We start from the raw sequence: 23,196 nt of genomic DNA on the forward strand, positions 1-23,196 counted from the left end.
ATGGATAAAGTATACGGGAGTTTAAAGTATTAGTTTTATTGGATATGCCATCATTAACAGGACAACAAATCTCGGAGGGGGGTAATTCTGACTAATCATTTATTTAGTCGGAAATTTTCTATGAAGCAGTTCCCCTGACTAAAGAAAAAATAAATCATAAACAGTTTTGGTGGCATATGAGTGTAGTAAATATTTATGTTAAGCGATTATTATTTTAAGAAAGGAAAGTTTAGGATGCTCAATGAAATTGTTGAATGGATTAAGAAACAGCCTTATTGGCAACAACATTTAGGAAACCTGATATTTGCGAATGGAAATTTAGATGATGCTGGATTAGAAACAGTATATTTACTATTCAAGCAAGAATTTGATTTGGTGAAACAACCTCTTCAAAAAGAAAATTTGCCTTTCTTAATAGAAAAAGATATAAGTGAATCTGCTGAAAATTATACATGGGATGGGGTATCAAACATAACTGGCGTAAACGCGCTTAGCTCTAAGGAATCTCTAAGTGTGGGTAGCCAAATCACATTAATCTATGGAGAAAATGGAACAGGTAAGTCAGGATATACTAGACTCCTAAACAATGCTTTTTTATCTAGAGGAGATAAAAATATAATCTCTAATATTTATAGTGATGCAAATGAAGAGATTAGTGCCAATTTTCATTTTACTGATCAAACTGGAAAACAGTCCGTTATAAATTTTCCAAAAGAAAAAAATAGAGTTTTGTTCAATGATGTGGCAGTTTTTGACACAGTCAGTGCTATGAACGATTTGACAAAAGAAAATGAAATTAGTTTTGCACCCTTAGAGTTTAGATTTTTTGAGGATTTAATGACTGGTTTTGCATATGTCAAGAAGAGTCTGGAAACGGATATAAAAAAACTACAAGGTGAAAATCCGTTTATTATTTATTTTAAGGAAAATACGCCGACAAGAGAATTAGTGTTATCTTTGAACAAAGACACAGACTTAAACAATTTGAAACAAAGAGTAACGCTATCGGAAAATCTAGAAATAGATTATAAAGAAAAAATGAAAAGAAAAGCAATTTTATTAGGCTTGAATGTCAATAAGAAAGTGGCCGAATATAATCAGTACAAAACAAATTTGAAGCAACTTGAAGAAAAAGTTAAAACATTAAATGAGAAGTTTTCCTCGAATAGATTGCAAAAAACAAGGGAGTTATTGGTATCAAAAGAGGAGTTAGAGCAAATATGTGATAAGGAAGGTTTGAAGCAATTTAAAGAGGATAATATATATTTACTTGGGTCAAGCGAATGGAAAAATTTTATTCAGGCGGCTGACACATATTATAAAGCTATTGAACAAGAAATTGAACATTGTATTTTTTGTGGTCAATCATTAGAACAGGTATACCTAATTGATAAGTATTGGAAGTTTTTATCTAGTGCAGCAGAAAAAAATTTAAGTATAGCAAACAAAAATATCGATAAAATAACGGATGACTTTTTATCATTAGATACAAAGCTAATTGTCAATGATTCGAAATTAGAAGAATGGTTGAAGGAAGAATATCCAGGTCATTTACAAATAATTTTTGATGCGGAGCTAAAATTTGAAGAGATAAAAAATAATATAGTGGAAAATCTGAGCTCTAACAATTTAGACTTTCAAATTAAGAGTAAAGATATCAGCACTGATAGTTTTAATGAAATTTACAACCAACTTAACCAAAAGATTACAGAATTAAATCAGGAGAAAGTTGCTCTTGAATTGAAGGAAATAAAGAAATTTGAAGAAGAATATGATGATATTCAAAAGTTAGAGGGTTTGCTACCTCAAATTAATAATTACATTCTGAAGTTGAGGTGGATTGATAAGGCACAAAGAGTTAACCCTTCAACAAATAGAATCACGGCATTTCAAAATAAGTTATTTAAGAAATACGTTACTCAAGAATATGTTGATAATTTTAAGATGGAATGCAGAAATTTGCAGACGAATTTTTCTGCACAAATTGTTCAACGAGGACGAAAAGGAACTACGCTTAGCAAATTGACTGTTCAAGGTAAAAGACCTATTGAAATATTGAGCGAAGGTGAGCAAAGATCGATTGCTCTCGCCAATTTTCTGGCTGAAATGAAATTGAACCCCAATAATAATTGCTTAGTTTTTGATGATCCTGTTAGTTCTTTGGATTACAAAAGGCGAGAAGCGATTTCAAGACGTCTTGTCGAAGAAGCTAAGTGCAAACAAATTGTTATATTTACACATGATATTACTTTTCTATTAAGTATTCAGCAGTGTTGTGATAAGGAGAATGTCTCTTATCAAACTACAACGCTCAGAAAGTTCCAAAATGAAGCGGGGTTTGTACAGAATAATGTACCGTGGATTGGAATGACCGTGAAGAAAAGGATTTCGTATCTTAGAAATGAGTTGCAAAATGTAGAAAAAACGTATAAGTTATTGCAATCTGGAAATATAGATAAACAAGATGAGTATGAAAAAAGTGCCAAACTATGGTGTGAGCAGCTTAGAGAAACTTGGGAACGGATGATTGAGGAGATTTTGTTTAATAACTCTGTTCAAAGATTTCACCCTGCAATTCAGACACAAAGGTTAAAGAATGCTTTATTTACAAAAGATTTATATCAAGAAGTTGAAAATGGAATGAGTAATTGTTCCAATTGGGTTCATGATAGAGCAGCAGGATTAGGAGAAGCTATCCCTACTCCAGATGAGTTGCAGGATTATCTGACGGCGTGTGATTCTTTTCAAAAATCGAATAAACCTAAATAATAGGTGTTGTATTGAATGATCAATCTCGACTCGCGAATTTTTTGGAAATTGACACCATTGCTTTCAAACAATCTGAAAAAAAGTGGAATTTTTGCTAATAGTATAGCTTAAATTCGTTGACATTAAAGCTTTTTCAAGCGAATTCAAAAACAATCAGTCGAACCAGGTCTTAAGAAAGCTCGTAAAGCTTCACAATTCTCAAAACGTTAATATTGCTGGTTCTTCTCCTCGAGAAGACACAGGATTATATATGTTCAAACACCCACCTTTGGTGGGTGTTTTTTTGCTCCCAACCAAGTAAATAATTTAGTTATAAATATTTTTTTGATATAATAATGCAAATTTGAAGATGGAGAATTGATATATGTGTTTGATATGCGACAGGATAGAGCTGATAAAAGATGGTAGTAATCCTTACTTCGTAAGGGAGCTTACGGCGGGTTATGTCGTCTTGGGGGACAGCCAGTATTTCAGGGGCTATACGATTTTTTTATGCAAGAATCATAAGAGTGAACTTTTTGACCTAGATCCTGAATTTAGGAGGAAATTTTTAGACGAGATGTCTCTTGTTGGGGAGGCTGTTTACAAGGCTTTTGAGGCTGAAAAAATGAACTATGAACTCCTGGGTAATGGAGATAGCCACCTTCATTGGCATCTTTTTCCAAGGATTTCTGGAGATATTGGAAATTACGGCAATAAGGGAAAGGGCCCTGTTTGGTGGTACCCTATGGAGAAAATGTACGACGATTCAAATACACCAAGTGATGAAGAGTTGAATGCTTTGAAGGATAAATTGTCAAAGGAGTTGGATAAGCTTTTTTGATGACTCAAATATATTAAGAAGGCTTTTTTACAATTAAAACCCCATCACTATTAATGATGGGGTTTAAGTTATTTAGTTATTTCCAGAATTTTTCCTGGCGTAATCAATAGCATTTTGGCAAGCATTAATAAAGGTTCCACTAGTGTCCCTTCGAACTCTTTTAGATCCTGTGTCATAATTTTCCTTGTCTGTCATATAATCACGAAGAAGCTCTTCTTTAGTAAAAAGATGGCGGGTTACATCAAGGAAGGAATATCCACTTTGTGCACTTTGATTTACTACACCAAGCACAGGTGTCACACCTCTATCATCCATAGCAAGCTGAAAATAAGGATGTCCAGATCCAGCCCCACTTGAAATTTGGAAGAAGACGTTATTGCTGGCATCCACTACATATACCATTCCAAGTCCCATCATTCCTTTGTAATTTTTCACGCGGGAATCAACGGTATTTGCAAACAGAAGCATCCTAGTTTCAACAGGCAGGGCATCAAATGTCTTGTTGGCCTCCTCTCCAGTAATCAGGGGTATATTTTCAGCTTGTTTTCCTAATGAGTTGGGTGAAATCATCTCGTCAAACTGTTTTTTAAGAGCTCCACTCATATCTTGAACTACATGTCCAGCAGCCTTGTCATAGTTTACCTGGTCGCTGTAATAATCATCTAACATTTCCTCTTTGGTAAAAAGGTGCCTGGTAACATCTATGTCTTGTATAGTTACTTGATTTTGGTATTGATTTTTATTGACTCCATCAACTGGAGTTATCCCATTATCATCCATGTATAACTTGTAAATAGTCATTCCTGAAAAACTATCAGATTCATTTGTTAAATTGATGTAAACATCTTGGCCGTCAATAGCATAAGTTAGTGTATATCCATCAATACCTGGATTATTTTTAATGCTAGAACTCACAGTATTAGCAAAAAGTATCATTCGCACGGTAACAGGTAGAGTATCAAATTTATCAGTAATTTCTTTTTGCGGATCATCCTTAGAATTTGTACTATCTGTACTTACCATATTATCGCTAACAACTTCACTGCTGCTAGATGTACTTGAGGAGCTTTCAATTTGGACGTTTTTCTCTTTGGAACAGGCTGTGAGGATTAAAAGTATTAGTGGTAACAGTAAGTATGGATTTCGTTTTTTCATAACTTTCCTCCAGTTGAAATTTATTATTATTTTTACTATAAAATAATAATTTAAAAAAGTAAATTATTACCTGGCTAGGCTAATAATTGAATAAACTTGTAAGTTCAAATATAATAGACCAAACTACTTATTGGTATATAGAAAGGAGCATCTTATGAAAAAAACTAGTCATTTTGGTGTGTACGGGGTTTCCTTTAATAGCAAGGGCGACCTTCTTTGTATCGAGAAGACTTTGGGTCCGTACAAGGGGCGTTTTGACCTTCCAGGTGGCAGTCAGGAGGCGGGCGAGGGGCTTACGGAAACCCTTATGAGGGAGATTTTGGAGGAAACGGGCTTTACCCTTTTAACTTACTCAAACCCAAGAATCTATGATGCCATGGTGAAGGTTGAAAATGGCGATTTTTTCGTCCACCATATTATGGCCCTTTACGATTTTAAAATTAATGAGGCCATCCCGCAACAATCACTTCCACGCCTTGTAGAAGATGGTCTTAATGACTCCCAGGCAATTAAATGGCTTCCCCTTGATCAGATAACCTTAGATAATTCATCACCTCTTGTTCTGAAGGTAAAAGATGAAATTTTAGGAAATCCTGTCCTGGATAAGAGTATTTATGACGGGTGGGAGGTTAAGTAAAATAAAAACTACCAAAATTATTTGGTAGTTTTTATTTAGTCTATTTCTTTTATAAAATTGCCAATCTGTTTAACAATCTCTGTCACAAGAGCATTACCCATAAAGAACATACGCATGCAATTGGATTCCATTGAATAAAATAGTGTTATTTTTTTTAATATTATAGGTAAAGTCCTTGATCTTTAATATTTTGACGGATATAATAGACGGTAGATATTACAAATATACATATGTAGGAGGAATTTATGCCTAAAATTTTTAGTGAATATAACATAACTTTATCTTGTCCTAATGATATTAAGGATGAGAAAAAGGTAATTGAAAGTGCTGTAGAGGATTTTAATATTTACATAGGGCAAACATACAATATAAGATTACGATTATCGCACTGGTCTACTGATGCCTATCCTGAAAGTGGCGGGGAGCCGCAGAAACTATTAAACAAACAATTCATTGATGATTCGGATGCACTTATTTGTATTTTTTGGAGTCGTTTTGGAACCCCAACTAGCTCTCATGAATCTGGAACAGTAGAAGAATTTGAAAATGCAATTAATAGTGGTAAACAAGTATTTATATATTTTTGTGATATCCCAAAAAAGATTTCAAAAATTGACACGCAGCAATTAGATAAAGTAAACGATTTTCAGAGAAAAATAGAAAAAGACAAGCATATATTTTATAAATCTTATGAAAGTATTGAAGAGTTTGAACGTTATATTAAAAAAGATATAAGTTCATACTTTATCAAAAAAAATAACCTTGAGAATGATAATAGTAAAAATTAATAAAAACTACCAAAATTACTTGGTAGTTTTTATTTAGTCTATTTCTTTTATAAAATCGCCAATTTTTTTAACAATCTCTGTCACAAGAGCATTACCCATAAAGAACATACGCATGCGGTCGGTTACTGGTTTTATTTGTCCATTTGCATCCTTCTTTAGTGCAGTCCAATCTTTAGGGAAATCTTGTAAGCCTTCAGCTTCGATTGGGGTGAGAAGGCGGTAGCGGTTATTTCTGTAAATTAGGTGTGTTGACCTATTTACAGATCCTTCTGATGTAAGCATGGTACGTCCTGGTAATTCTTCACTATCATAAGGCGACATTCCACCTTCTGAAAAGATGTAAGAATGTCCATCGGCCGATGTTCTTTCAATTTTTTTAGGTCCTCTGAGGTATTTGAATTTTTCTAATTTCTCAGAATCAGTTAGATAGTATTTTTCAGCAACATCAACCTCATCTTGAAGAACATGACCCAGGGTAAGCCTTGTCCCATCATAATCGGCTGCTGTTTCAATTGTATAATACTTACCGTGCCTCATAATCCCAGTATTCCAGACTTGACCTGTAAAGTTATCTGAAACTTCGACGATATCCTCAGGAAGCTCATAGAAGGCACGGCGATCTTTTACGGCTAAATTTTTGACAGGAAACTGACTTGCAAAAAGTCCATCGTGGAAAATATAATTGTCATAGTTGTTTTCAATGAATACATTATCTGTATTTTCGAAATCTGAATCAATTTTTTGTGCAAAACTCGTATCATTTCGGTAAACGAAGAAGAAAACTCTCCTTCGCCTCTGACTACGTCCATATTCAGCTGCATTGATAACTCGCCATTCGACTGAATAATTAAGGTCATCAAAGGCCTTAAGCATTATAGCAAAATCACGTCCCCTTTGTTTTGATGGTGATTTTAAGAGGCGATCGACATTTTCAAGGATTAAGTATTTAGGTTTTATAATTTTTGTGGCTCTTATAATATCCCAAAAAAGAACCCCTTTTTTTCCTTCAAGTCCCATCTCATTTTTTTTCGTCCGAGCTACGGAATAATCTTGGCAGGGAAAACCACCGACAATCATATCAGCGTCCATTGCCTTGAATTCTTCATCTGTAATATCAGAAATACTGATATTTATATTTTCGCTATCTTCAAAGTGATAGTTATATACTTCGTACGCGTCTTGTGATTTTCTCGATGGCTCCCATTGGTTTGACCAAAGGGTTTTAAATATATTAGAATCAGAATTTTCAAGACCTATTCTGAATCCACCTACTCCTGCGAATAGTTCTAGAATTTTCATATTATTATCTCCGTTTATAGTTTATTAGTATATTATATAAAAGTTATTCTGAAAGATCAAGGAATTTATATTTAAATATATAATAAGAATATTCATCAAAAAATAATCTTTAAATTTGCTATAATTAAGAAAATATTTTAAGGGGATGAGAATATGGATAGCTATTTATTTGATTACGATGATGGAAGTGTTGATAGTGTGGTTGAATATTCAAAAAAGCTTATTGGAAAAAAGTTTAGTGAAATTATTGATGAATATGAAAAAAATCCTTATGAGAGCTATGAAAATCGTTCTTTAGATATAGTGTGTGAGGATAAGGTAGCTACTTATATTAATCCAAAATCAAAGGGGCAGTACGGTAACTATATGGAACGGTATTTTTATGGTTATGAACCTAATAATGACCGTGGAGCTGATTTTCCAAAGATTGGTGTTGAACTCAAGATTACACCTTTTAAGGTCAATAAAAATGATAGTATGAGTGCCAAAGAACGGTTAGTTTTGACAATCATTAATTATATGACTGAAAATTTGGATGATTTTTATGGTACCCATATGTGGGAAAAATGTGAAAAAATCCTTCTTCTTTTTTATAATGGTCTGACAAAAGAACGTACTGTGACTGAGTATGTTATTGAAAAGGTCTTTTTATACGAATGGTTTGAAGAGGATATGGAAGTAATCCTAGAGGACTACAAAAATATCACGGATAAAATTAAAGCTGGGCGGGCTCATGAGCTTTCAGAATCAGATGGTAATTACCTTTCTACATGTACCAAGGGTGCTGGAAAAGGAAAAGATTTACGTGCTCAGCCCTTTAATGATATTTTAGCCAAACAAAGGGCCTGGGAGTTAAAATCAAGTTATATGACATATTTGATTAAGAATAAAATTTTTAATCAAGAAGATCAGGAAAGTGTTGTTAAGAATTTTAGGGGAGAAAAGAAGCCGTTCACGGAAATTATTACTGAAAGAATTATGCAGTATAAGGGTATGTCTTTGAATAGTCTTTGTGATAAATTTGATATTAAATTAAAAACTAAAAATGCCGGTAACCTTTTAGTGAAAAAAATTATGGGCTTATCTAATAATATTGATGAAACTAAAGAATTCCAGAAGGCTAATATGATTTTAAAGGTAATTCGTGTAAACAAAAATGGTCTTCCAAAGGAAGACATGTCATTTAAAAATTATCAATTTGAAGAACTTGCAAAAAATGATGATTGGGAGCAGTCGCAGCCTTATTTAGAAATCTATAGTAGAAAATTTTTATTTGTAATTTTTAAGGAAAATGATTCAGGAGACTGTCTATTAGATGGAGTTAAATTTTGGGGGTTCCCTGAACGCCAGCTTGATGAAATTCAACGGGTTTGGGAGGAGACGAGATCCATTATTAATGATGGAGTGAAACTTACCCAAAAGGGAAATAGGGTGTTAACAAATTTCCCACAAAGTAAGAAAAACCAAATAATATTTACTAAAATTCATGCTCAGAATTCCTATTATGAGCTTACTCCTGGAAATTTTTTCGGAAAGGGAAAATTATCTGACACTTATAAACTTCCTGATGGAAGAAGGATTACAAAACATTCATTTTGGCTATCAAAGAAATATCTCAAACAAGTCTTTGATGGCAAGTGGGACTAGCTTGTTTGATTCTAATACATAAAGGAGCACTATAATGACAAGAAAATCGGTTCTTTGGGCGGTAGTTTTGGTTTTATTAGTAAGCTATTTGGCCATTCTTTTTGAGAGCAAATACTTGGTTGGTCTTGGGATTTTGGGAATTTCCCTTCTTTGTTTTTCTATGGCCTATGCCATAGGTGTAAGGCATAATTATTCCCTCTTAGGTATCGATTTTGGTCCCAGCTGGCGGCGTTTTTCGGCCCTTTTCCTTCTAGTCATTGCCTTTCTTGTAATGCTTCTAGGAATTTATTTGACATTTTTTTATCAAGGCCCTATGACCTTTTAAAAATTACTAGAAAGTTTAGTAGTTTTTTAGATAAAAAAGAGTGGGAATCAATTATGTCCCGCTTAGTTGAAAGGAGATATCATTAATATAATCATTAATGATAAATTCAATTCTTTTGACTTATAAAACTTGGGTTTAAAAGGATGAAGATTGCAAAAAAGCAAATTAAGAGAATGGCTAGTAGCCAGAAAAATTTCCCTAATTTTGTAGTTGGATTAAATGTAAGTCCCCAGCCAAAGACTTTTGGAACAAAAAGTTTTTGGCTTTTATGTTCTGGTTTTTGGTAGAAGGAATTGCAGGCAAAATAATCAGCAACAATGAGAATTAGGATTGATGCGAGCATCAAAATCATCAATGTTCTAATTGCTTCCATATTGTCCTTAAAAAAGACGGTCAGAAGGCAAAAGAGTAGAGTGAAGAAAAGAGAAATCCAAGTTACCCAGAGGGAAACCTTGTCGGTCTTTGTATCGTTTTTAGTCATAGCAAACTCCTTTAGATGTTTAACGTGAAACATTTTGTTATACTATCATTATACACTATATTATACACTATATATTTACAAGGAGGTACTTGTTGAATAAGAAAATAATCATGTGGGTATCCCTATCCTTTACCTCCGTTTTTCTTCTAGTCCTATCCCTCGCTCTCTTGGCCATGTGGCTTTATCCTAAATCTACTGCCTTCGTCCTCAGTAAGGCTGTTTTTAAGACAGAAACGGCTATTTCAGATGAAGAAAGTAACCAAAAAAATAAGGCTAACATTAGCATTCAAGAAAATTTAGTCTATCCATCATCTCATAAAAATAATACCTTTGACCTCTATTATCCAGCTTCAACTGAAGGTCCCTTACCTCTTTTGATTTGGGTACACGGTGGAGGTTATCTTGGCGGTGATAAGGAAATTGCTAAAGAATTTGCGGCAAAGCTTGCGGCTGAAAATCAAGTGGCCATCCTTTCTATGAATTATGAGCTGGCTCCAGAGTCCCAGTATCCCAATCAGCTCATACAGGTTGATGATTTGACCAAGTATTTACTCGAAAATCAGCTGGTCTATCCTTTGATTGATTTTAACCGTATTTTTTACGGGGGAGATAGTGCGGGAGCTCAGATTGCCCTTCAGTACCTTCTTGTCCAGACAAATGAAGCCTATGCCCAAGGGATGTCCCTTCCGCAAAGAGTTTCTAGGGACAGGCTCAAGGGGGCTATATCCTATTGTGGACCTGTCAATCTTGTAAACTTGGTTGACAAGTATGGTAATAATCAGGCAGTAAGCTTTACAATATCTAGTGTTTCTTGGTCAATTATTGGGACTAGGGAGTGGCAAACGAGCCCCCAACTAGATCAAGCAAGTATTGCTCAGCATATTGATAAAAATTTTGTCCCAACTTATATTACAGATGGCAATTATTATTCCTTTGAAGACCAAGGAATAAGCCTGCAAGAAAGATTAACTCAGCTTGGAATCGCTAATGATTCGCTGTTCTTTACAAGTAGTAGTCAAACAATTGGACATGAATATCAATTTGATTATTCGACAAGTGAGGCCATCGAGTGCTTCAAACAGACGGAAGCCTTTATTAATAAATACAAATAACTTTTACACCCTTTACACATATGTAAAGGATTGTGTAAATTTAATTTGATTTTCATCATTATAATCTTAGGTTTTTATTGTTTTTTATGGTAGGATAAAGCAAAGATTTGAGGAGGTTTTAAATGGATTTTTATGAAAGTTTAACTAATGCGATTTATCCTTTTTTTAAAGTATTCGTCGTCCTATTAAATGTCATCGCTGTAGCCATCTTGATTTATGGTTCTGTACTAGGAATTGTGGAATTTATTAAGTCTCATCGTAGTAGGATTTCAACGACTGAGGCCATTGAATCCAACCAGCACATAAAAAATCATCTGGCAAGCTATATTCTACTTAGTTTGGAAGTTCTTATCGCTTCAGATATTATTGAGTCAATTGTCCATCCAACCATGCAGGATCTATCTAAGCTAGCCTTTCTGGTTGTAATTAGAACGGTTATCTCATTCTTTCTTAACAGGGAGATTGAAGATGAAGGAAAAATCGATAAAAAAGCTAAATAGAAATTTAAAGGCAATTCCTAGGAATTGTTTTTTTGTGCTTTTTTTTGTGAAATTTATATCTCATTTTTGAAAACGATTTCATAAGATGTTAGGATGAATCTATGAAATTGAAAGGTAGGATTTATTATTATTATGTCTAGTTCATTTAAGGAAAATTTTTTGTGGGGCGGAGCAGTTGCTGCCCACCAGCTTGAAGGGGGCTGGCAGGAAGGTGGTAAGGGTGTTAGCGTAGCCGACGTTATGACTGTTGGAACACCCACAAAATACCGTGAAATTACAGAAGGTATCCTTGAAGGTGAATATTACCCAAATCATGAAGGAATTGATTTTTATCACCGTTACAAGGAAGATGTTGCCCTTTTTGCTGAGATGGGCTTTACATCTTTTAGAACTTCCATTGCCTGGACAAGGATTTTTCCAAATGGAGATGAAAGCCAGCCAAATGAAGCAGGTCTAAAATTCTATGATGCCCTCTTTGATGAGTGTTTGAAACATGGGATTGAACCAGTGGTAACTCTGTCTCACTTTGAACTTCCCTATAATCTTGTTACTGAATATGGTGGCTTTACCAACCGTAAAGTAATTGACTTCTTTGTAAACTTTGCGACTGTTTGTTTTGAAAGATATAAAGACAAGGTTAAGTACTGGATGACCTTCAATGAGATTAATAACCAGGCCAACTATAATCTTGATTTTGCACCCTTTACTAACTCGGGTATTGTTTACAAGGAAGGTGACAACCGCGAAGCAATCATGTATCAAGCAGCTCATAATGAGCTTGTAGCCAGTGCTCGTGCTGTAAAGATTGGTAAGAAAATAAACCCCAATTTTGAAATTGGTTGTATGATTGCCATGTGTCCAATTTATCCAGCAACGTGTAAACCATCTGATATTCTTGCAGCCCAAAAAGCCATGGAGCTTCGTTATTACTTTACAGATGTTCACTGTCGCGGTGAATATCCAGCCTACATTCTTAAAAATTGGGAACGCAAGGGAATTGATATTGAAATCTCTGAGGAAGATAAACGTGACCTCCTCGAAGGAACTGTCAACTACATTGGATTTAGTTACTACATGTCATTTGCCATCGAACACAAGGACGGTAAATCTTACTACGACTACGATGAAGAAAATGATTTGGTTAAAAATAACTATGTAGAAGCGTCAGACTGGGGTTGGCAAATTGACCCCGAAGGTTTACGTTATTCCCTAAATTGGTTTACAGACATGTACCAAAAACCATTATTTATCGTTGAGAATGGTTTCGGAGCATATGATAGGGTTGAAAGTGATGGTTCAATCCATGATCAATATAGGATTGACTACCTAAGAGCCCACATCGAACAAATGCGTTTAGCCGTTGTAGAAGATGGAGTTGACCTTATGGGTTACACACCTTGGGGCTGCATTGACCTTGTATCTGCGGGAACTGGGGAGATGGAAAAAAGATATGGCTTTATCTATGTTGACAAGGATAATAAGGGTAAAGGAAGCCTTGAACGTAGTAAGAAAGATTCATTTGATTGGTATCAAAAAGTGATTAAATCAAATGGAGCAAATTTAGGATAGTTTACATAAAGTTTACAAGCTTTACATAAGGGAGATAAGATGGAAGAGAAAATGACAAATGAAGACTTGCAGATGATTGCTTTTAATATTATTTTACATAGTGGTAATGCAAGAAGTTTAATTAATGAAAGTTTAAGGGCTATGCGGGAAGGTAATTTTGATTTAGCCCAGGAAAAGATGGATGAAGCCAATAAGGCTTTGGTTGAAGCCCACCATTCACAGACAAAATTACTACAGGATTTTGCAAGTGGTCAAAAAATTGAAATTGAAATTATTATGGTCCATGCCCAGGATCACTTGATGACAACAATTACCCTACAAGAAGTTGCTAGGGAGCTTGAGTACCTTTACAAGCAAAATCAAGAGATTATGGCCAAGGTTAAAGTAGGTTAATGGGGGAAGATTAGTATGAAAAGAAGTGAAAGAGAGAAGAAAAAGCAAGAGTTTACCATGAAAAATATGTACTTTAATCGCTTTATGCTAATTAGGTACGCTACGGCACTATTTTTCTTCTCAAATTTATATTGGGCAATCTTTGCCCTTGGAACAAGGAGTGTTCTTGCTCTCATACCAGTATTCTTACTTATTTTAAGCATTCCTGTTTTATTTGAACATGTAAACCTTTATGGAAATCATACTAATCTTTTACCTGCAACAAAAAGATATTATCTATTGCAAGTTATTATGAACCTAGTTTCCTTAGCTTTGATTCCAAGTTCCATCTTTGGCCAAGTCTTTAGTTTCGTAAAAAATACCCAGGAGGCGAGAATTTTTACCGCATCAATTCTTGCTCTAGGTATTTTAATCGGGGCCTTAATTTTGTTAAAACTTAAAAAAATTAGTCTTAATGAGGACCGTCAATTTATAAGGATCAAGAGATATGAGGAAATTATGACCACGAGAGGAGTTATGTAATGAATAAGTTTATGAGTTTCTTAGAAAATCACTTCATGAAACCAATGGGTAAAGTGGCCCAGTATAAGTTTGTCCGAGCGATAATGGCTGCAGGGCTTGCCACCATACCATTTACAATTGTAGGTTCCATGTTTTTAGTACTAAATATCCTACCAACAGCCTTTCCGGCCCTTGAAGGATTCTTTGACAACACCTTCTTTAGGTTTAGCGATCTTTACATGATTGCAAATACAAGCACCATGGGAATTTTATCCCTCTACTTTGCCCTTGTCATGGGTTATGAGCTTACCAAAATTGAAGCCCAAGAAGCTAAATTAGACGTAAGTCCAATCAATGGTGCCCTTCTTTCAATGTTTGCTTTCTTTATGTGTCTTCCAGAATTAATTTTTTCAGATGGAAAGCTTACCTTGATTGAAGTTGTTACTGAAGATGAGAAGGTTATCCAGGGTGTGAGAATGGCTGGGACCATTGAAAGACTTGGAACAACAGGTATTTTCACGGCCATTATTATGGCTGTTGTGGCAACACAAATTTACTTCCTTTGTATTAGGAAAAACTGGATTATTAAAATGCCAGATACAGTGCCAGCTGGAGTATCAAGATCATTTACAGCTCTTATTCCAGCCTTTGCCGTAGCCTTTGCTGTCCTGCTCATTAATGGCGTTTTAGTTCTAGCTGGAACAGATATTTTCAAAGTTATTGCTATTCCCTTTGGTTTTGTAGCTCACATCACTAATAGTTGGTGGGGACTTATGATTATCTACTTCCTCATCCACGCACTATGGATTTTAGGTATCCACGGGGCAAATATCATTAACCCATTCATAATGCCATTTCTTCTGACTAACATGGCCGCAAATGTTAATGGAGCTCACCTGCCTTTTGCTGGAGAGTTTCAAAATTCATTTGTTGTTCTTGGAGGATCAGGAGCTACCTTGGGGATGGTAATTTTCATCGCTTTCTTTGCTAAGTCTGAGCAACTTAAGGTTTTAGGTCGGGCATCTGTAGTTCCTGGCTTCTTTAATATTAATGAACCAATTATTTTCGGGATGCCAGTTGTTTATAATCCCTACCTTGCTGTGCCTTTCTTCTTGGCTCCAATGGCTTCTGCAACCATAGCCTACTTCTCAATCAAATGGGAATTAGTTAGCCCAGTTATTGCTCAAACACCTTGGCCAACTCCTGTTGGAATTGGTGGATTCCTTTCAACAGCTGACTGGCGAGCAGTAATTCTTGCCCTAGTAACAACATTTGTTGCCTTTCTAATTTGGCTTCCATTCGTTAAAATTTATGACAACAAACTTGTGCAGGATGAAAAAGGAAATGCTTAAAAGAAAAAAAGAAGCCAAGGCTTCTTTTTTTACTTATTTTTTCCCTTACTTTTATCTTGTGCAAGGTCAAATCTTCTTTGATTTAAGGCACGTTCATATCTCCCCTGGTCGCCTCCTTGATAATAGCTAGCTGATTTAATCTTTTCAGGTAAATAGTCCTGATTTACCCAGTGGTTAGGATAGTCATGGGGATACTTATAACCGACTGCCTTACCAAGTTTTTTGGCACCCTCATAATGGCCATCCTGGAGATAACTTGGAATATCTAAGGCCCCGTGCTGATGAAGGTCTTTAATGGCAGCATCAATGGCCTTATAGGCGGCATTTGATTTGGGTGAGAGGGCTAAATCAATCACTATATTAGAAAGGATAATCCGAGCTTCTGGAAAACCAATCCGCTCCGCTGCTCCAAGAGCTATTACAGCTCGGCTACATGCTTCTGGGTTGGCTAAACTTATGTCTTCATAGGCGATAACGGTAAGCCTTCTAACAAGACTAACCAAATCCCCTCCCTCAATAAGTCTTGCCGTATAATGAAGGGTAGCATCAACATCAGACCCCCTGATTGATTTTTGGAGGGCACTTAAGAGATTATAGTGGACATCTCCGTCTCTATCAAAGGCCATGGCCTTCTTTTGTAGGCTATTTTCCATATCATCTAGGCTGACATGATGATTCTTGCTTGAAAGAACAGCAAGTTCCAAGGAATTATAGGCACTTCTCATGTCCCCACCAGTTGAATGAACTAAAAAATTCAAGGCATCATCATCAATTTTCACATCAAAGTCAAATCCCCGTTCCTTGTCGTTAATGGCTCTTTCAATGGCTTTTTTGATGTCATGAGGACTCAAGGAATGGAGTTCAAAAATCTGCACCCGGCTTCTAATGGCTGGAAGAACAGAGAAATAAGGGTTTTCTGTGGTTGCTCCGATTAGAATTATCTCTCCATTTTCAAGGAGGGGTAAGAGAAAGTCTTGCTTGGGTTTATCAAGCCTGTGAATCTCATCTAAAAGGAGAACCAAGCCCCCTGAAAATTTTGCCTCCTCAGCAATTTCTTGAAGTTTTTTCTTACTATCAGTGGTGGCATTAAAGCTTCTAAAGGCCATGTTCGTGGTTCCTGCAATGGCACTTGCGATACTAGTTTTCCCGATACCAGGAGGCCCGTAAAGAACCATTGAAGAAAGTAGACCACTTTCAACCATCCTCCTAATAATTTTACCTTCCCCGACCAGATGCTCTTGGCCAACGATTTCATCAATATTTCTAGGTCGCATCCGTCTTGCTAAATTTTGCATGGCTCCCTCCTCTTGTCCTCTATCTCATTAGTAATACTATCACTTTGGGCAAAAAATTTCCAAGTTTGAATTTTTTAGCTTTTTTAGCTATTGTAGCACTCAATGTGTTAAAATTAAGAAAGATAATAATACGATGGGAGAACAAATGGCAAAATTAGATTTTTTAGATGTCCTTGACACTAGACTTGATAAAAATTTTCCTTATGATTACCAAATCAATTGGGACAAAAAAAAACATGCAGTCGAAGTAGCTTTTTTACTGGATGCTGAGAACAAGGAAGGAATTACGATTGTAGATAGTGATGATGTTGAATCATCTGAAAATATTGTTTATGAGGATGCAGTAATTCTTGTAAATCCTTCTAAATCAAGGGTTGATTCAGAAGATTATCTGGCTGTTATTCCTTATGGGGATAAGGGCTTGTCGCTTGAATTTCTCGATCTTCTTGTAGATTATTTGACTGAGGTTGCAAATAAGGGTCTTGATGATTTGATGGACTTTTTGGCAGACCCTGAAGCTGAGGAATTTTTCCTTGTATTTGATGAAGAGGACTTTAAGCAACAGGCTGGTGCACTTGTGGAAACTGAATTTTACAAGTACCCACGCTACTAGGAGGTAAATATGGATAAATGGCAAGAAATCAAGGTTGAACTTGGCCGTGAAGCTGTTGAAGCAGCAAGTGAAATCATGATTAATTCAGGAGCTCAAGGGCTTGCGATTGAAGACAGTGCAGATTATTTGGACCACGAAGATAACTTTGGAGAAATCCTACCTGAGGTTGAGCAGTCTGATTCTGTAACAATTGCTGGTTACTACCCAGAAACCACAAATGTTCCTGAGGTTCTTTTAGAGATTGAGGAAAAAATCAAAGGTCTCTCTGAATTTGGGATTGAAGTAGGTGAGGTTAAGGTCTCAGCTGAACAGCTCTCTGAAGAGGACTGGGCTGACTCATGGAAAAAATACTATGAGCCAACAAGAATCTCACACGATTTGACAATCGTTCCAAGCTGGACTGACTATACACCGGTAAATTCAGCTGAAAAAATCATTCGCCTGGATCCTGGGATGGCCTTTGGTACGGGAACTCACCCAACCACCAAGATGTCTTTATTTGCCCTTGAGCAAATCCTTCGCGGGGGAGAAAGAGTCCTTGATGTTGGGACTGGTTCAGGTGTCCTTTCAATTGCTTCATCCCTTCTTGGGGCAGGTGAGATTTATGCCTATGACCTTGATCAGGTAGCAGTAAATGTGGCCCAGGAAAATATTGACCTTAATGAAAATATGACCAATATTCATGTCTCAGCAAATGATCTCCTTAAAAATATTGACCAGGAAGCTGATGTAATTGTTGCAAATATCCTGGCTGATATCCTGATTTTCATGACAGATGATGCCTACCGCTTGCTTAAGGATAATGGTTATTTAATCATGAGTGGAATCATTGAAAGTAAGTGGGACATGGTGCGTGCTGCCGCTGAAAAGGCTGGTTTCTTCCTAGAAACTCGCATGCAACAGGGTGAGTGGAATGCCTGTATCTTTAGAAAGACTGACGACATCATGTCGGTAGTTGGTGGCTAATCTACTGTATAAATCAACATAAATCAGATAAACCAGCTTCGGCTGGTTTTTTTGTTGTGATATAATGGAAGAAAAGAAGCAAAAGGAGAAAGTTCATGCAACAATATCATATAAAAAGTCAGGCACCAGCCCTTGATGAAATTTTTGAGATTGAAGACGGAGATACCCTGGGTCACATGTTCCGGGTTATGCGTTTGAATGAAGGCGACCTGATTCAGTTGGTTTTTGATGACCGCAAATTGGCTCTGACTGAAGTTGTTGAAGGACAAAAATTCAAAATTACCGAATTCTTAGAAAGGTCAGTCGAACTTCCAGTAGATGTAACCATTGCTATGGGTTATCCAAAGGGAGATAAGCTCGATTTTTTGGCTCAAAAGGGAACTGAGCTTGGCATGCACGCCCTTTGGGGCTTTCCAGCTGACTGGTCAGTTGCAAAACTTGACCATAAAAAAATTGGGAAAAGGGCCAATCGTCTTGAAAAGATTGCCCAAGGGGCCAGCGAGCAGAGCAAGCGATTGGTAGTTCCTAAGGTTCAGCTCTTTGAAAATAAGGGTGACTTCCTTAATAAATTAAGTAACTTTGATCTAATTCTTGTGGCCTATGAGGAGTCTGCTAAGGAGGAGGAAAAGGCAGGTTTTGTTCAGGCCCTTGAGACCCTTAAATTTGGTCAAAGGGTTCTTGTAATCTTTGGCCCAGAAGGCGGTATTTCGCCCAAGGAAATTGATTGTTTCCTAGAAAATGGTGCAAAAATAGTTGGGCTTGGTCCAAGAATTATGAGAGCTGAGACAGCTCCTCTTTATGCCCTAAGTTCCCTAAGCTTTTATCTTGAACTATTAAATAATAAGGAATAAAGTTTATAAATTATTTCATTCTTATTAGAAAGCACGCATAGTGCTTTTTTTTTTGAACAATTGGTGCTAAAATTAGACTAATAATTTGAGACACTGAGGAGAAAAGATGGCTACAGAACCGAATTTGACGGGAGATCAGGTTGTGAAACTTGCTTCCTCTTACATGAATGAGAAGGATTTGATCATGGTCCAAAAGGCCTTGGTTTTTGCGACAAAGGCCCATGCCTTGCAATATAGACAATCGGGAGAACCTTACATTGTTCATCCCATCCAAGTAGCAGGTATTCTGGCTGATTTGAAGCTTGATGCTGTGACAGTAGCTTGCGGATTTTTGCATGATGTAGTTGAGGATACAGAGGCTACCCTGGATGATTTAGAGGAAGAATTTGGGGAAGATGTCAGAAACATTGTTGACGGGGTTACAAAACTCGGTAAGGTTGAATATAAGTCCCATGAGGAGCAGTTGGCTGAGAATCATCGTAAGATGCTTATGGCCATGAGTCGAGACATGCGGGTAATTCTTGTCAAGCTTGCTGACCGCCTGCACAACATGAGAACTTTAAAGCACTTGCGTCCTGACAAGCAAAAAAGAATTTCACGTGAGACTATGGATATCTATGCCCCCCTTGCTCACAGACTTGGTATCAGTAGAATTAAGTGGGAGCTTGAGGATTTATCATTTAGGTACTTGAATGAACTTGAGTTCTATAGGATTCGCAGTCTGATGAATGAAAAGAGGACTGACCGAGAAAATCTTGTTACAGATGTCGTTGCCAAGCTAAATAAGCATTTAGAAGAGGTCGGCGTTGAAGGTGAGGTATATGGCCGTCCTAAACACATCTATTCTATTTACAGGAAGATGCATGACAAGAGGAAGCGTTTTGATGAAATCTACGATTTAATCGCCATCCGCTGTGTCATGGATACAACATCTGATGTCTATACAACACTTGGCTACATTCATGATTTATGGAAGCCTATGCCTGGTCGTTTTAAGGACTATATAGCAAATCCCAAGGAAAATGGTTACCAGTCTGTTCATACCACAGTTTATGGACCTAAAGGGCCGGTTGAATTCCAAATCAGGACTAAAAAGCAACATGAAATTGCTGAGTACGGGGTTGCAGCTCACTGGGCCTATAAGGAAGGTCACAAGGCCAAGGTAAGTAATGATGAATTGGCACAAAACCTTAACTGGCTTCATGAGCTGGTTGAACTTCAAAGCCAAAGTAATAATGCCCAGGATTTTATCAAGCAGGTCCAAGAAGATATTTTAGCAGAAAAAATTTATGTTTTTACTCCGACTGGGGCTGTTCAGGAATTACCATCAGGTTCTGGTCCGATTGACTTTGCCTATGCCATCCACACTCAAGTAGGAGATAAGGCAACAGGTGCTAAGATAAATGGTAGGATGTCCCCTTTAACCCAGACCTTGAAAACGGGTGATGTTGTTGAGATTATCACCAGCAAGACCTCTTTTGGTCCTAGTCGGGATTGGTTGAATATTGTAAAGACCAACAAGGCCAAGAATAAGATTAAAAACTTTTTTAAGAGTCAAGATAAGGAGCTATCAATTAATAAGGGGCGTGAGATGCTCCAGGACTACTTGCAGGAAAATGACTTTGTGCCTAATCAGTATCTTGATAAAAGACACCTTGATGATGCGTGTAACAAGCTTAATTTTAGGGATTCAGATGCTCTTTTTGCCTCAATTGGCTTTGGTGAAACAGGAGTAATCAGCGTCTTTAATAAGCTGACTGAAAAAGAACGTCGTGAGATTGAGCGGGAAAAACAACGTCAAGAAGCTGAAGAGCTTATGCAGGGTGAGGTCAAAAAGACCAAGACTGATGTTATGAAAATCCGCCATGATGGTGGAGTTAATGTTGCAAACATTGACAGTCTTCTTGTGCGGATGAGTAAATGTTGTAATCCTGTACCAGGAGATGAGATAATCGGCTACATTACTAAGGGTCGGGGAGTTTCTATCCACCGAAGTGACTGTCAAAATGTTAAGGCCCAAGAAGATTTTGAAAATCGATTGATTGACGTTGAATGGGAGGAGACAACAGGCTCTAAGGAGTATGTAGCAGACATTGATGTCTATGGTTTTAATAGACCAGGGCTCTTAAATGATATCCTCCAGCTCCTAAGTAATACCACCAAGAATCTAATCTCTGTCTCAGCTCATCCTACTAAGGATAAGAAGATTGCAAATATCCATATTTCACTTGGGATTAAGAACTTAAGTGAGTTGACCTTGGTTGTTGATAAAGTCAAGATGATACCTGATGTTTATTCAGTTAAGAGGACAAATGGCTAATGAGAGTAGTAATTCAAAGGGTTGAGCAAGCTAGCGTGTCTGTCGATCACAAAGTGATTGGGCAAATTAATCAAGGTCTCCATCTTCTCGTTGGTATCGAAGATGCAGACAGTCAGCTAGATCTTGACTATGCCGTCAGGAAAATAGCCAATATGAGGATTTTTTCAGATTCTTCCGGCAAGATGAATCTTTCCGTCAAAGATATAGGAGGAGGGATTTTATCCCTGTCCCAGTTTACCCTCTATGCCAATACCAAAAAGGGGAATAGGCCATCATTTACTGGTGCAGGAAGACCTGATTACGCCAGAAAGCTTTATGATAGCTTCAATGATTCCTTAAGTAAAGCTTTGGGTCAAAAAATAGAGACAGGCATTTTTGGAACAGACATGAAGGTTTCCCTTCTTAATGATGGACCAGTTACCATTATTTTAGATAGTAAAGAAGCTAGATAATAGAAGAAAAAGGCAGTTCCATTTGGGGTCTGTCTTTTTTGCTGTTAAAAAATAATAATTATTGACAATTTTCAGATAATTCAATATACTATGACTAGATTAGTTGAACTAGATTAATTTAAGGAAATAATTGAGTAAATTTAGGAGAGGTCTTAATATGAAGAAAGTAGTTTTATCTGCCTTGGCCGTAATAACTACCTTAAGTTTAGCAGCCTGTGGTCAGGCTCCTACTGGGGCACCAGATGGTGCAGCTAATAAGGTTGGAAATACATTTAAAATAGGATACGATTTGGAGATGACGGGTCCTGTTGCAGCTTATGGTGAGCAGGAGAAGATGGGAGCTGACCTGGCTGTTCAGCAAATAAATGCAAGCGGTGGAATTAATGGCAAGAAGATTGAAGTCGTAGCTAAGGATAATAAATCCGACAATGCTGAGGCTGCTAATATCGCAAGTAGCCTGGTTTCAAATGATAAGGTGGTAGCGGTCATTGGACCAGCAACCTCAGGAGCTGCAAAGGCTATCATTCCTAACACAGCACGTGCAGGTGTTCCTTTCATTACACCATCAGGGTCTGATGATAGTCTGACAGTCATGAAAAATGGCCGCCTAAATGAATTTGCCTTTAGAACTATCTTCCAGGATAGTGACCAGGGTAAAATCATTGCAGAGTACGTAGAAGATAGCCTGAAGGCTAAAAATGTTCTTGTTTATTATGATAATTCAAGTGACTATGCCAAAGGAATCTACAATTCATTTAAGAAGTCATTTACAGGAGATATTGTTGATACTGTAACCTTCCAGTCTGGTGACAAGGACTTCCAAGCAACCCTATCTAAGATTAAAAATCTTAAATTTGATGCCATTGTAATGCCTGGTTACTATAATGAAACAGGTTTGATTACTAAACAGGCACGTGAGCTTGGAATTGACGCTCCAATTATTGGAGGAGATGGATTTGCATCAGATACTTATGTGAAGCTTGCAGGTAATGCTGCAGCAAGTAATGTTCACTATGTAGGTGCCTTCTCTCCTAAAGCTCCAGCAAGTAGTAAGACTGAACCCTTCATTGAAGCCTACAAAAAGGCCTACAATCAAGAGCCATCAGGATTCTCAGCCTTGGCCTATGATGCAGTTTATATGGTTAAAGAGGCAGCTGAAGCAGGAGATGTTGAAGACTCAGCACAGCTTGCTAAATATCTAGCAAAAATTAAGGGATTTGAAGGTGTAACTGGGATGATTACAATTGATGAAAATCACAATCCGATTAAATCAGCCGTTGTAATAAGCTTGGATAATGGAGTTGAGAGCAAAGCGGAAGTTGTTAATCCGAAGTAAATAAAATGAAAA

22 protein-coding genes are annotated in these 23,196 nt (G+C 36.8%); 18 read left to right on the forward strand and 4 right to left on the reverse strand.

Annotated elements, in window-relative coordinates; genetic code table 11:
- The first annotated feature begins 234 nt into the window (after window positions 1–234).
- Complete coding sequence (locus OZX68_00270; protein ID WEV60728.1) at window positions 235–2,769, forward strand: AAA family ATPase; 2,535 nt, start codon at window positions 235–237, stop codon at window positions 2,767–2,769.
- A 364-nt stretch (window positions 2,770–3,133) separates the two neighbouring features.
- Window positions 3,134–3,592, forward strand: a complete 459-nt coding sequence (locus OZX68_00275) for an HIT family protein (protein WEV60729.1) — start codon at window positions 3,134–3,136, stop codon at window positions 3,590–3,592.
- Between the two features lie 72 nt (window positions 3,593–3,664).
- On the opposite strand, the gene OZX68_00280 is transcribed toward OZX68_00275, so the two are convergent.
- Complete coding sequence (locus OZX68_00280) at window positions 3,665–4,747, reverse strand: hypothetical protein (GenBank protein WEV60730.1); 1,083 nt, start codon at window positions 4,745–4,747, stop codon at window positions 3,665–3,667.
- 154 nt (window positions 4,748–4,901) lie between these two features.
- Here OZX68_00280 and OZX68_00285 point away from each other — a divergent pair, with 154 nt between their 5' ends.
- A complete protein-coding gene (locus tag OZX68_00285; GenBank protein WEV60731.1) occupies window positions 4,902–5,384 on the forward strand; it encodes an NUDIX hydrolase in 483 nt (160 codons plus the stop codon).
- A 245-nt stretch (window positions 5,385–5,629) separates the two neighbouring features.
- Window positions 5,630–6,172, forward strand: a complete 543-nt coding sequence (locus OZX68_00290) for a DUF4062 domain-containing protein (GenBank protein ID WEV60732.1) — start codon at window positions 5,630–5,632, stop codon at window positions 6,170–6,172.
- Between the two features lie 33 nt (window positions 6,173–6,205).
- On the opposite strand, the gene dcm is transcribed toward OZX68_00290, so the two are convergent.
- Entirely contained in the window at window positions 6,206–7,471 is a 1,266-nt protein-coding gene (gene dcm / locus OZX68_00295; protein WEV60733.1) for a DNA (cytosine-5-)-methyltransferase, read from the reverse strand.
- A gap of 153 nt (window positions 7,472–7,624) precedes the next feature.
- Between dcm and OZX68_00300 the strand changes: the two genes are divergently transcribed.
- Both OZX68_00300 and OZX68_00305 read left to right on the forward strand, forming a co-directional pair.
- Window positions 7,625–9,118 carry a Sau3AI family type II restriction endonuclease gene (locus tag OZX68_00300; GenBank protein ID WEV60734.1) on the forward strand — a complete coding sequence of 498 codons (1,494 nt, stop codon included), beginning with the start codon at window positions 7,625–7,627 and terminating at the stop codon, window positions 9,116–9,118.
- 34 nt (window positions 9,119–9,152) lie between these two features.
- Window positions 9,153–9,443: a hypothetical protein gene (locus OZX68_00305; protein WEV60735.1), complete on the forward strand. Its 291-nt coding sequence runs from the start codon at window positions 9,153–9,155 to the stop codon at window positions 9,441–9,443.
- Window positions 9,444–9,549: 106 nt separating this feature from the next.
- On the opposite strand, the gene OZX68_00310 is transcribed toward OZX68_00305, so the two are convergent.
- Window positions 9,550–9,924, reverse strand: coding sequence for a hypothetical protein (locus OZX68_00310; protein WEV60736.1), 375 nt, complete (start codon window positions 9,922–9,924; stop codon window positions 9,550–9,552).
- A 92-nt stretch (window positions 9,925–10,016) separates the two neighbouring features.
- Here OZX68_00310 and OZX68_00315 point away from each other — a divergent pair, with 92 nt between their 5' ends.
- From OZX68_00315 to celB, 6 genes are all read left to right on the forward strand, one after another.
- A complete protein-coding gene (locus tag OZX68_00315; protein WEV60737.1) occupies window positions 10,017–11,036 on the forward strand; it encodes an alpha/beta hydrolase in 1,020 nt (339 codons plus the stop codon).
- A gap of 122 nt (window positions 11,037–11,158) precedes the next feature.
- Entirely contained in the window at window positions 11,159–11,536 is a 378-nt protein-coding gene (locus OZX68_00320) for a DUF1622 domain-containing protein (GenBank protein WEV60738.1), read from the forward strand.
- Between the two features lie 132 nt (window positions 11,537–11,668).
- Window positions 11,669–13,105 carry a 6-phospho-beta-glucosidase gene (locus OZX68_00325; protein ID WEV60739.1) on the forward strand — a complete coding sequence of 479 codons (1,437 nt, stop codon included), beginning with the start codon at window positions 11,669–11,671 and terminating at the stop codon, window positions 13,103–13,105.
- 51 nt (window positions 13,106–13,156) lie between these two features.
- Complete coding sequence (locus OZX68_00330) at window positions 13,157–13,498, forward strand: PTS cellobiose transporter subunit IIA (protein ID WEV61343.1); 342 nt, start codon at window positions 13,157–13,159, stop codon at window positions 13,496–13,498.
- Window positions 13,499–13,513: 15 nt separating this feature from the next.
- Entirely contained in the window at window positions 13,514–14,020 is a 507-nt protein-coding gene (locus tag OZX68_00335) for a hypothetical protein (GenBank protein ID WEV60740.1), read from the forward strand.
- Window positions 14,020–15,351, forward strand: a complete 1,332-nt coding sequence (celB, locus tag OZX68_00340) for a PTS cellobiose transporter subunit IIC (protein WEV60741.1) — start codon at window positions 14,020–14,022, stop codon at window positions 15,349–15,351. The genes OZX68_00335 and celB overlap by 1 nt, the downstream gene beginning before the upstream one ends.
- Before the next feature lie 29 nt (window positions 15,352–15,380).
- On the opposite strand, the gene OZX68_00345 is transcribed toward celB, so the two are convergent.
- Window positions 15,381–16,646 carry a replication-associated recombination protein A gene (locus OZX68_00345; GenBank protein ID WEV60742.1) on the reverse strand — a complete coding sequence of 422 codons (1,266 nt, stop codon included), beginning with the start codon at window positions 16,644–16,646 and terminating at the stop codon, window positions 15,381–15,383.
- 145 nt (window positions 16,647–16,791) lie between these two features.
- Between OZX68_00345 and OZX68_00350 the strand changes: the two genes are divergently transcribed.
- From OZX68_00350 to OZX68_00375, 6 genes are all read left to right on the forward strand, one after another.
- Window positions 16,792–17,259 carry a DUF3013 family protein gene (locus OZX68_00350; GenBank protein ID WEV60743.1) on the forward strand — a complete coding sequence of 156 codons (468 nt, stop codon included), beginning with the start codon at window positions 16,792–16,794 and terminating at the stop codon, window positions 17,257–17,259.
- A 9-nt stretch (window positions 17,260–17,268) separates the two neighbouring features.
- On the forward strand, window positions 17,269–18,225 hold the full coding sequence (prmA, locus tag OZX68_00355) for a 50S ribosomal protein L11 methyltransferase (protein ID WEV60744.1): 957 nt from the start codon (window positions 17,269–17,271) through the stop codon (window positions 18,223–18,225).
- Window positions 18,226–18,320: 95 nt separating this feature from the next.
- A complete protein-coding gene (locus tag OZX68_00360) occupies window positions 18,321–19,076 on the forward strand; it encodes a 16S rRNA (uracil(1498)-N(3))-methyltransferase (protein WEV60745.1) in 756 nt (251 codons plus the stop codon).
- 106 nt (window positions 19,077–19,182) lie between these two features.
- Window positions 19,183–21,396 (forward strand): bifunctional (p)ppGpp synthetase/guanosine-3',5'-bis(diphosphate) 3'-pyrophosphohydrolase, encoded by a 2,214-nt coding sequence (locus OZX68_00365; protein ID WEV60746.1) that lies wholly within the window; start codon window positions 19,183–19,185, stop codon window positions 21,394–21,396.
- The gene (dtd, locus tag OZX68_00370) at window positions 21,396–21,848 is read left to right on the forward strand and encodes a D-aminoacyl-tRNA deacylase (protein ID WEV60747.1); all 453 of its coding nucleotides are present in this window, start codon (window positions 21,396–21,398) and stop codon (window positions 21,846–21,848) included. The genes OZX68_00365 and dtd overlap by 1 nt, the downstream gene beginning before the upstream one ends.
- 157 nt (window positions 21,849–22,005) lie before the next feature.
- On the forward strand, window positions 22,006–23,184 hold the full coding sequence (locus OZX68_00375; GenBank protein ID WEV60748.1) for an ABC transporter substrate-binding protein: 1,179 nt from the start codon (window positions 22,006–22,008) through the stop codon (window positions 23,182–23,184).
- Window positions 23,185–23,196 lie beyond the last annotated feature (12 nt).

Source organism: Streptococcaceae bacterium ESL0729, assembly GCA_029391995.1.
Taxonomy (GTDB): domain Bacteria; phylum Bacillota; class Bacilli; order Lactobacillales; family Streptococcaceae; genus Floricoccus.